11 protein-coding genes and 2 pseudogenes are annotated in these 10316 nt (G+C 58.1%); 2 read left to right on the forward strand and 11 right to left on the reverse strand.

Features of this window, described 5'->3' with window-relative positions; translation table 11 throughout:
- Positions 1-252 (forward strand): ferredoxin family protein (locus tag ACIOWE_RS09700; protein WP_401390306.1); only part of this gene is annotated, 252 nt, incomplete at its 5' end.
- 614 nt (positions 253-866) lie between these two features.
- Here ACIOWE_RS09700 and rpoS read toward each other — a convergent pair.
- From rpoS to ACIOWE_RS09740, 8 genes and pseudogenes are all read right to left on the reverse strand, one after another.
- Positions 867-1877: an RNA polymerase sigma factor RpoS gene (rpoS, locus tag ACIOWE_RS09705; RefSeq protein ID WP_008081736.1), complete on the reverse strand. Its 1011-nt coding sequence runs from the start codon at positions 1875-1877 to the stop codon at positions 867-869.
- 102 nt (positions 1878-1979) lie between these two features.
- Positions 1980-2573: pseudogene (locus ACIOWE_RS09710) on the reverse strand (LysM peptidoglycan-binding domain-containing protein); the annotation flags it as partial.
- 212 nt (positions 2574-2785) lie between these two features.
- Positions 2786-3421: a protein-L-isoaspartate(D-aspartate) O-methyltransferase gene (locus tag ACIOWE_RS09715; protein WP_169841266.1), complete on the reverse strand. Its 636-nt coding sequence runs from the start codon at positions 3419-3421 to the stop codon at positions 2786-2788.
- Between the two features lie 41 nt (positions 3422-3462).
- Positions 3463-4212 (reverse strand): 5'/3'-nucleotidase SurE, encoded by a 750-nt coding sequence (gene surE / locus ACIOWE_RS09720; protein WP_201235002.1) that lies wholly within the window; start codon positions 4210-4212, stop codon positions 3463-3465.
- A complete protein-coding gene (gene truD, locus ACIOWE_RS09725; RefSeq protein WP_401390310.1) occupies positions 4200-5258 on the reverse strand; it encodes a tRNA pseudouridine(13) synthase TruD in 1059 nt (352 codons plus the stop codon). Before truD ends, surE begins: the two co-directional genes overlap by 13 nt.
- On the reverse strand, positions 5255-5728 hold the full coding sequence (gene ispF / locus ACIOWE_RS09730; RefSeq protein WP_034149878.1) for a 2-C-methyl-D-erythritol 2,4-cyclodiphosphate synthase: 474 nt from the start codon (positions 5726-5728) through the stop codon (positions 5255-5257). The genes truD and ispF overlap by 4 nt, the downstream gene beginning before the upstream one ends.
- Before the next feature lie 44 nt (positions 5729-5772).
- Positions 5773-6618, reverse strand: a complete 846-nt coding sequence (fghA, locus tag ACIOWE_RS09735) for an S-formylglutathione hydrolase (protein ID WP_401390314.1) — start codon at positions 6616-6618, stop codon at positions 5773-5775.
- A 96-nt stretch (positions 6619-6714) separates the two neighbouring features.
- Positions 6715-7827, reverse strand: a complete 1113-nt coding sequence (locus ACIOWE_RS09740; RefSeq protein WP_166220848.1) for an S-(hydroxymethyl)glutathione dehydrogenase/class III alcohol dehydrogenase — start codon at positions 7825-7827, stop codon at positions 6715-6717.
- 116 nt (positions 7828-7943) lie between these two features.
- Here ACIOWE_RS09740 and ACIOWE_RS09745 point away from each other — a divergent pair, with 116 nt between their 5' ends.
- Positions 7944-8840: a LysR substrate-binding domain-containing protein gene (locus tag ACIOWE_RS09745; RefSeq protein ID WP_401390318.1), complete on the forward strand. Its 897-nt coding sequence runs from the start codon at positions 7944-7946 to the stop codon at positions 8838-8840.
- 143 nt (positions 8841-8983) lie between these two features.
- Here ACIOWE_RS09745 and ispD read toward each other — a convergent pair whose 3' ends face one another.
- From ispD to eno, 3 genes and pseudogenes are all read right to left on the reverse strand, one after another.
- Complete coding sequence (gene ispD / locus ACIOWE_RS09750; RefSeq protein WP_401390321.1) at positions 8984-9691, reverse strand: 2-C-methyl-D-erythritol 4-phosphate cytidylyltransferase; 708 nt, start codon at positions 9689-9691, stop codon at positions 8984-8986.
- A complete protein-coding gene (gene ftsB / locus ACIOWE_RS09755) occupies positions 9688-9966 on the reverse strand; it encodes a cell division protein FtsB (RefSeq protein WP_007908838.1) in 279 nt (92 codons plus the stop codon). Before ftsB ends, ispD begins: the two co-directional genes overlap by 4 nt.
- A gap of 171 nt (positions 9967-10137) precedes the next feature.
- Positions 10138-10316 (reverse strand): annotated as a pseudogene (eno, locus tag ACIOWE_RS09760) (phosphopyruvate hydratase); the annotation flags it as partial.

Below are 10316 nucleotides of genomic sequence, written 5' to 3' on the forward strand. Positions count from 1 at the left end.
TGCTTTTACGAAGGCCCGAACTTCCTGGTGATTCACCCGGATGAGTGCATCGACTGCGCCCTGTGCGAGCCGGAATGCCCGGCCGTAGCCATTTTCTCCGAGGACGAAGTTCCGGAAGAAATGCAGGAGTTCATTCAACTGAACGTTGAACTGGCCGAGATCTGGCCGAACATCACCGAGAAGAAAGAATCGCTGCCGGACGCCGAAGAGTGGGATGGCGTCAAAGGCAAGATCAAAGACCTCGAACGCTGATCTGTCGCGCGCTCGATAAAAAGGCCCCTTGTGGGCCTTTTTGCTTTTCTGCATTTGCTTTTTCTACGGGCAAAAAAAAGGGGCGGTTTGACCCGCCCACATTTTTTCCCTATTCCCTGTGTTCCTTTTCATCGTCCTGATGAATCGCCTCCTGCGATGTCCATTCCCCTCATCCTTGAAGGGCGTGTCTGTCCGTCGACACAGCGCTGATACTAAAGAGTTCCCCGCCAGGAGCAACGGGCCGAATACGCCTGAAGGCGTTGTCATAAGCACTTCATATTAAAAAATAAATATTCAAATCAATAAGTTAGATATGACTAACGTGAAGAGTGGACGTCTGCCGCAGGGTAAAAATAACGAACACTTACGGAAGAGTAAGCCAAGGCTTACATCGCGAGACTACAAAGGTACGGGCACCGCGAGAAAAGCGGGCACCTGACCTGTGGCGAGGGCGCTTGCTCCCGCTTGAGTGCGCAGCGCTCACCCGTATTTGGGGCTGCTGCGCAACCCAGCGGGAGCAAGCTCCCTCGCCACATGGGTATCGTTGAGCCATTCAATCGCGAGCAACAAAAAGCCCCGAACCAGTCGGGGCTTTTGGCGGGCGCTGGAGACGCCTACTGGAACAGCGACTCGCTCGACAGGCCATTCTTCTCGAGAATTTCCCGCAGACGCTTGAGGCCTTCCACCTGGATCTGTCTTACCCGTTCCCGGGTCAGGCCGATCTCCAGGCCTACATCTTCCAGCGTGCTGCTCTCATGACCGCGCAGGCCGAAGCGGCGGATCACCACCTCGCGCTGCTTGTCAGTCAGTTCGGACAGCCATTGATCGATGCTCTGCGACAGATCGTCGTCCTGCAGCAGTTCGCATGGATCGGTGGGACGATCATCCGTCAGGGTGTCCAGCAGGGTTTTATCCGAATCCGGACCCAGCGAGACGTCGACCGAAGAAACCCGTTCATTCAGGCCCAGCATGCGCTTGACCTCACCTACCGGTTTTTCCAGCAGATTGGCGATTTCTTCGGGTGAAGGTTCGTGGTCGAGTTTTTGCGTCAGCTCCCGTGCAGCCCGCAGGTACACGTTGAGCTCCTTGACCACATGGATCGGCAACCGGATGGTCCGGGTCTGATTCATGATTGCGCGCTCGATGGTCTGACGAATCCACCAGGTTGCATAGGTCGAGAAGCGGAAGCCGCGCTCGGGATCGAACTTTTCCACAGCGCGGATCAAGCCGAGGTTGCCCTCTTCGATCAGATCCAGCAGCGACAGCCCCCGATTGACGTAACGCCGGGCGATTTTGACCACCAGCCGCAGGTTACTTTCAATCATGCGCTTGCGCCCGGCGGGATCGCCACTTTGCGACAAACGCGCAAAATGAACTTCTTCCTCCGGGGAGAGCAGTGGGGAAAAGCCGATTTCGTTGAGATACAGCTGCGTGGCATCAAGTGCACGCGTGTAGTCGATGTACTTATGTTGTTTAAGTGAAGCGGAGTGTTTGGATTTGGAACGAACGGAAGGTGGAGCAGCCCCTTCATCATTCGACATCGAAGATTCCGAATCGATGCCGGCCTCCATAAGGAGAACCTCATCGTCGATGTCAAACTCCGGCACTTCTTTACTGAGAGCCATTGTTATAGTCCTTTGGTGAGTTCGACCCCAAGCTCAAGCGACGCCTTTATCCTTGGCAACGCTGGAGCCTGTCCCCTCTACGCGACGGAACAGGCTGGCTTACAAATCCCCGGCGATATCAATTCCTTTATTCAAACTACCGTTTGAAGAGAATTTTCCAATAAGAATGCCATTAGATGGCCATCCCCAGCCGGTCGGGGCCGGGCCGGGTGGAGGCAGTGGAGCCGGTGCTTGTTTGTTGGCGACGGACGGTACAGCCCCAGTAGAACCGGTGGTTGTAGTGGTAGTCGTGCCATTTGCCTGGCGTCGGATTACCGTGGTTTTACTCGACGACGAAGGTGAAGAACTGGCGTTGCTCACCACCGCTGTCGACGTTGATCCGGTACGGCCATCGAAGCGAATTGTCTGACCCGGGTGGATCGTATACGGCGTAGGAATATTGTTCCGGGCCGCGAGGGCTTTGTAGTCCCAGCCGTAGCGAAACGCGATGGAAAACATCGTATCGCCCGGACGGACTACATATTGCCCGGTCGTCACGGCAGGACGCTGCGCGACCGCATTGTTACGGTCGACTACCCGTACGTTGCTCGATTTGGTGCTGGAGCAACCCACCAGCAAGGTGCTCAAGACAAGGCCAGTCACCAGGCGCTGAAAGCTCGTGTTACCCATACGCTGCGCAATGACTGTGAGACTCACCCGCCGCTCCCTTTGTGGTGGCTGAAAAATTTGGAATGCCGGATTTCGGCATGAGGTGTCGCAAGTATAACGGGCTGAATCGGCTTTACCTTTAATGAAGCGAAATCGCTTCGCGCACACGTTTGCAAGCCGACAATCCGTTGCGTTTAAACCATCGCTGCCGGAGTAAGACCGAGGCGAACGAAAGGAATTCAGCGCCTTTGAAGAAATGCTCAGGCCAGTGGCCCGTTGAGCAAAGGCACGAAGCGAACAGCACCCAGAACGTGCCGGGAAAAGCCGTGCTCTTCTCGCACAATCAGCATCAATTGCTGCACTTCCCCCGAACCCACCGGGATCACCATGCGCCCACCTGGCGCCAGTTGATCAAGCAAGGCTTGCGGCACATCGGTAGCGACAGCGGTGACGATGATGCCGTTGTACGGCGCCAGCGCCGGCCAGCCTTCCCAGCCATCGCCCCAACGGAACACCACGTTGCGCAGATTGAGCTCGACCAGTCGTTCCTTGGCCCGATCCTGCAAGACCTTGATGCGCTCAACCGAGAACACCCGCTCCACCAGTTGCGACAACACGGCCGTCTGATAACCGGAGCCCGTGCCGATCTCCAGCACCTTGTCCAACGGCCCGGCCTCAAGCAGCAGCTCGCTCATGCGCGCCACCATATAAGGCTGGGAGATGGTCTGGTTATGGCCGATCGGCAGGGCCGTGTCTTCATAAGCACGGTGCGCCAGCGCTTCGTCGACGAACAAGTGACGCGGCGTACGGCGGATCACTTCCAGCACCTTGGCGTTGGACAGGCCTTCTTCATACAGGCGTTGGATCAACCGTTCGCGGGTGCGCTGGGACGTCATGCCGATGCCGCTGCGCATTCTGTCTTCGTGTTCACGGGCCATCAGCGCAGTCCCTCCAGCCAGCCGTCGAGACTTCTGAAGGCATCGTTGAAGGTGCGATCAAGCTGTAACGGCGTGATGGAAACGTAGCCCTGCATCACCGCATGAAAGTCGGTACCCGGACCGCCGTCTTCAGCGTCGCCGGCGGCAGCAATCCAGTAACCGGCCTTGCCACGCGGGTCGACCACTTTCATCGGCGCCGCCGCCCGGGCGCGATGCCCCAGTCGGGTCAACTGAATGCCGCGAATATGGTCGAGCGGCAAATTGGGAATGTTCACGTTGAGTACAGTGCGCGGCGGCAGATCCAGCCCGGCATGGGCCTCGACCAGTTTGCGCGCAAAGTAAGCCGCCGTCGGCAGATTATCCACCTGGCGTGAGGCCAGCGAGAATGCGAACGACGGACGCTCAAGAAAACGCCCTTCAAGGGCTGCCGCCACTGTCCCGGAATACAACACGTCATCGCCCAGATTGGCGCCGAGGTTGATGCCGGAAACCACCATGTCCGGCTCGCGCTCCAGCAGGCCGTTGAGGCCCAGGTGCACGCAATCGGTCGGTGTGCCATTGAGGCTGATGAAGCCGTTGGCCAGGTATTGCGGGTGCAACGGACGGTCGAGCGTCAGCGAACTGCTGGCGCCGCTTTTGTCCTGCTCCGGGGCGATAACCACGCACTCGGTGTAATCCGCCAGCGCAGCATAAAGCGCGGCGAGACCGGGTGCGGTTACCCCATCGTCGTTAGAAATCAGAATACGCATGGGCTGTCCGTCTGCCCCACCGGCACCAGATCAACGAGTTCGCGCACCAATACGGTGGCGAAGCATCCGGCCGGGAGGACGAATTCCAGTTGCAGAATGTCAGGCTGGGGATAATGCCACGTCAACCCGCCAATGGGCAGCCGCAGGATGCGACGTTCGTGGCTCATGCCGGCGTGAATCAACCAATCACGCAGATCCGCTTCACGGGCGGCAATCCCCTGCTCCAGATCATGGACAGCGCCAGCGGCCGGCGAGTCACCTTCGCCCCACTGCGGACCGGTCGGATGCAGATCGAGAATCACCAGACGCGGATCGCTGCACTCGGCTTCACCGGCCGGGAAAAAACTGCGGCTATCAGTGAATGCGAGCAAATCGCCGACTTGGGCTTTTTGCCAGGTGCCATCGGCAACACGCGCCGCGAGCACCTGATTGAACAGAAAACTGCGCGCGGTCGAGAGCAGGCGCGAACGCACATTGCGCTGCTCCGGCAAGGCCTTGCGCGCCACCCACGAACGTGCATCGACGACGTTGCCGCCGTCATGGCCGAAGCGCTGGGCACCGAAATAATTGGGAATGCCTTGTCTGGCGATCAGTTGCAGACGTTCTTCAATGGCCGCCTTGTCGCCATTGAACTGAGTCAGACGCAAGGTGAAACCGTTGGCCGAATGCGCACCGCGTTGCAACTTGCGCTTGTGGCGAGTGGTCTTGAGGATCTTCAGCGTGTCGTTTTCCGCCGCCGACAGATCCGGATCAGCCTTGCCCGGCAGTTGTACGCTGAACCATTGACGGGTCAGCGCCTGACGATCCTTGAGACCGGCATAGCTGACGGTGCGCAACGGCACGCCGGCAGCCTTGGCGATACGCCGTGCAGCCTCTTCGGTGTTCAGGCCACGCTTTTCGACCCAGATCCACAAGTGTTCGCCATCGCCGCTGAACGGGATATCGAGCACCTCATCGACCTGAAAGTCTTCCGCGACCGCTTTCAGTACGGCGCTGCCCAGGGACTCGCCATAGGCACGCGGGCCGAGCAATTGCAGTTCATTCATGCGCGCAGCAACAAGGCAACGGAGTGCACGGCGATGCCCTCTTCGCGACCGACAAAGCCAAGCTTTTCGGTGGTGGTAGCTTTCACGTTCACTTGATCCAACTCAACTTGAAGATCCGCCGCGATCAACGCGCGCATCGATTCGATATGCGGGGCCATTTTCGGCGCCTGAGCAACAATGGTGTTGTCGACGTTGCCGACTTTCCAGCCTTTGGCGTGGATCAGCGCGACCACGTGACGCAGCAGCGCACGGCTGTCAGCGCCCTTGAATTGCGGGTCGGTGTCCGGGAAGTGTTTGCCGATATCGCCCAGCGCCGCCGCGCCGAGCAAGGCATCGCTCAAGGCGTGCAGCAGGACGTCACCGTCGGAATGAGCGAGCAGCCCGAAGCTGTGTGCAATGCGCACGCCGCCCAGAGTAATGAAATCGCCTTCAGCGAAACGGTGCACATCATAGCCGTGGCCAATACGCATAAAAAAAACGCCCCGATTTTTGTCAGGGCGTGATTCTACCTGCATTAGGCCTTGAGGGCGCGTGCGTGATGCTGCAAGTGGTCGTCAATGAAGCTTGAGATGAAGAAATAGCTGTGGTCATAGCCCGGTTGCAGACGCAATGTCAGCGGATGGCCCGCTTGTTTTGCCGCTTGTTGCAAGGCTTCGGGTTTGAGCTGAGTGGCGAGGAAGTCGTCGCGATCCCCTTGATCGACCAGCAATGGCAGTTTTTCGGTAGCGTCAGCAATCAACGCACAAGCATCCCATTCTTTCCACTTCGAACGGTCTTCGCCCAGGTAACGGGAAAAGGCCTTCTGGCCCCACGGGCAATCCATCGGATTGTTGATCGGTGAAAACGCCGACACCGACTGGTAACGCCCCGGATTGCGCAGCGCACAAACCAACGCGCCGTGGCCACCCATGGAATGGCCGCTGATACTGCGTTTATCGGACGCCGGGAAATGCGCTTCAACCAGTGAAGGCAATTCCTGCACGACATAGTCATGCATCCGATAGTGGCGCGACCAGGGTTCCTGCGTGGCATTCAGATAAAACCCCGCGCCGAGGCCGAAATCCCACGCATTGTCAGGATCACCCGGCACATCAGGACCACGTGGACTGGTGTCCGGTGCAACGATGATCAAACCGAGCTCGGCAGCCATGCGCTGGGCGCCAGCCTTCTGCATGAAGTTCTCATCGGTGCAGGTCAGGCCCGACAGCCAGTACAGCACCGGCAACTTGCCGCCCTGCTCTGCCTGAGGCGGAAGGTACACGGCGAACACCATGTCGCAACCGAGCACATCGGAGCGATGGCGATAACGCTTGTGCCAACCGCCGAAACTCTTCTGACAGGAGATATTTTCCAGACTCATAGGATTCTCCCAGCTGCAAGCGACAAGCCTCGAGCTTCAAGAAAAGGCCTGATCGCCCTTCCTTGACGCTTGAAACTTGTAGCTTGGGGCTGCTTTTTAGAAATGAATGACGGTACGGATGCTCTTGCCTTCGTGCATCAGGTCGAACGCCTTGTTGATGTCTTCCAGGCCCATGGTGTGGGTGATGAAAGTATCCAGCGGGATCTCACCGCTCTGCGCCATGTCGACATAGCTTGGCAACTCGGTACGACCGCGCACGCCGCCGAACGCCGAGCCGCGCCAGACGCGACCGGTCACCAGTTGGAACGGACGGGTAGCGATTTCCTGGCCGGCACCGGCGACGCCGATGATCACCGACTCGCCCCAACCTTTGTGGCAGCACTCAAGGGCGGCGCGCATCAGTTGCACGTTGCCGATGCATTCGAAGGAGAAGTCGACGCCGCCATCGGTCATGTCGACGATGACTTCCTGGATCGGGCGATCGAAATCTTTCGGGTTCACGCAGTCGGTGGCGCCCAGTTGTTTGGCGATTTCGAATTTGGCCGGGTTGATGTCGATGGCAATGATGCGCGAAGCCTTGGCTTTCACCGCGCCGATTACCGCCGACAAACCAATGCCACCGAGGCCGAAAATGGCAACGGTGTCACCCGGTTTGACCTTGGCAGTGTTGATCACTGCGCCGATACCGGTGGTGACACCACAGCCCAGCAGACAGACTTTCTCCAGCGGCGCGTCTTTGGAAATTTTGGCGACGGAGATTTCCGGCAACACGGTGTATTCAGAGAAAGTCGACGTGCCCATGTAGTGGAAAATCGTCTCGCCCTTGTAGGAAAAACGCGAAGTACCGTCCGGCATCAGGCCCTTGCCCTGTGTCGCGCGAATCGCCTGACACAGGTTGGTTTTGCCGGACTTGCAGAATTTGCACTGGCCGCATTCCGGCGTGTACAGCGGAATGACGTGGTCGCCAACGGCAACCGAGGTTACGCCCTCACCGATGGCTTCGACGATGGCGCCGCCTTCGTGGCCGAGAATCGACGGAAAGATCCCTTCCGGATCAGCACCGGACAGGGTGTAAGCGTCAGTGTGGCAAACACCGGAAGCCACTACGCGCAGCAACACTTCACCGGCCTTGGGCATGGCGACATCGACTTCTACGATTTCCAGCGGCTTCTTGGCCTCGAAGGCAACGGCGGCGCGCGACTTGATCATGCTGACTCTCCAGTGAATCCATTGAATAAAAAACCAGACAAGGAGTGTAATACATGGTCTGACGGTGAATAATCCAAGCAAAAGCAAAACATTATTGCTGCACAGGGATAATCAAGATGTCTGAAAACCGTTGGGAAGGCATCGACGAGTTCGTCGCCGTTGCCGAATGCAGTCAATTCACCGCTGCTGCCGAACGCCTTGGTGTTTCTTCCTCGCACATCAGTCGACAAATCGTACGACTGGAAGAGCGCTTGCAGACACGCCTGCTCTATCGCAGTACTCGCCGGGTGACGCTGACCGAGGCTGGACAGACTTTTCTGCAACATTGCCAGCGCCTGCAGGACGGTCGTGAAGAGGCCTTGCGCGCCGTTGGCGATCTGACCAGCGAACCGAAAGGCATGCTGCGCATGACTTGCGCCGTTGCCTACGGCGAGCGATTTATCGTGCCGCTGGTGACGCGCTTCATGGGGCTCTACCCGCAACTGCGCATTGATATTGAATTGAGCAATCGCCAACTCGATCTGGTGCATGAAGGGCTGGATCTGGCGATTCGGTTGGGGCGCTTACAGGATTCGCGATTGGTCGCGACGCGGCTGGCGCCGAGGCGCATGTATCTGTGCGCGTCGCCGTCCTACCTGGAACGGTATGGCCGCCCACACAGTTTGTCGGAACTGAGCCGTCACAATTGCCTGATTGGCAGCTCGGACATCTGGCAGCTGGAGCAAAACGGGCGGGAGTTTTCCCAGCGGGTCCAGGGAAACTGGCGCTGCAACAGTGGGCAAGCGGTGCTGGATGCGGCGCTGCAAGGGGTTGGCTTGTGTCAGTTGCCGGATTATTACGTGTTGGAGCATCTGCACAGTGGTGCGTTGATTTCGTTGCTGGAGACGCATCAGCCGCCAAATACGGCAGTGTGGGCGCTGTATCCGCAACAGCGGCATTTGTCGCCTAAGGTGCGCAAACTGGTGGATTTCTTGAAGGAAGGTTTGGCTGAACAGCCGGAGTATCGGTGTTGAGTGATGGGTTGCCTGTGCGGCCGCCTTCGCGAGCAGGCTCGCTCCCACAAGGGATCTTCAGAAGATACAAAACTTGAGTTAGGCGTAATTCAAAGGTGGGAGCGAGCCTGCTCGCGAAAGCAATCTGACAGGCGCCACAGTTATCAGTGGCGGTTAGCCCAACGCTGACGCAACCACTCCAGATCTTCCGGCCGGGTTACTTTGAGGTTATCCGCACGACCTTCAATCAAGCGAGGCGCCAGCCCCGCCCACTCCATCGCCGAAGCTTCATCGGTAATCACCGCATCAGCGACCAGACTGTCGGCCAATGCCCGATGCAACGCCCCAAGGCGAAACATCTGCGGCGTATAGGCCTGCCAGATCACACTGCGGTCAACGGTTTCAACCACACGACCGTGCTTGTCGACTCTTTTCAGGGTGTCGCGCGCGGGAACGGCGAGCAAACCACCCACCGCGTCATCCGCCAGCTCAGCGAGCAGCTTGTCCAGATCGTCGCGACTCAGGTTGGGCCGTGCCGCATCGTGCACCAGCACCCAATCCTCATCGTCGGCACCTTGCGCATGCAGATGCAGCAAGGCATTGAGCACCGACCCGGAACGCTCCGAACCGCCCTCGACGCGCTGAATCCGCAAATCGCTGGCGCACGCCAGGTTTGGCCAATAAGGATCATCAACAGCAAGACTGACCACCAACCCCTTGAGGCTCGGGTGATCAAGGAAACAGCCGAGGCTGTGTTCGAGAATTGTGCGCCCGCCCAGTTGCAGATATTGCTTGGGACGGTCCGCGGCCATACGGGCACCGACGCCCGCGGCAGGAATCACGGCCCAGAAGGCCGGCAGGGAATTGATCATTGGGCCAACTGGTAAAGGGTTTCGCCGTCCTTGACCATGCCCAATTCGTGACGAGCCCGTTCTTCAACGGTCTCCATACCTTTCTTCAACTCGCTGACTTCAGCGTCCATCACCCGGTTGCGCTCCAGCAGACCTTCGTTCTCGGCATGTTGATCAGCAATCTGCTGATTCAGCTCGGCGACCTGCGCCAGACTGCCATTGCCCACCCACAGGCGGTACTGCAGACCGGCCAGTAGCAAGAGCAAAACGAGAAACAACCAGTAAGGACTGCGCATCGAATATCAGGTATCCAGTGAAAAAAGACAGCCACGCCAAAACTTTGAAACGTCTGATAGCACGAAGCCTGGAAGATCCAGGCTTGTGCTGTTAAGGCATCAGATTAGTGGCAAATCCATCGCTGTCACGACTTTTTCGACACAATCCAGTGTCCTTTTATCAGTTTCCGCTTAACCGCGGAATTCGCTACGACCGTTGTACTTGGCTTTGCCATTCAACTGCTCTTCGATACGCAGCAGTTGGTTGTACTTGGAAACGCGGTCGGAACGGCACAGCGAACCGGTCTTGATCTGGCCAGCCGAAGTACCCACAGCCAGGTCGGCAATGGTCGCATCCTCGGTTTCGCCCG

Source organism: Pseudomonas sp. NPDC087598 (genome assembly GCF_044743525.1).
Lineage (GTDB): Bacteria > Pseudomonadota > Gammaproteobacteria > Pseudomonadales > Pseudomonadaceae > Aquipseudomonas.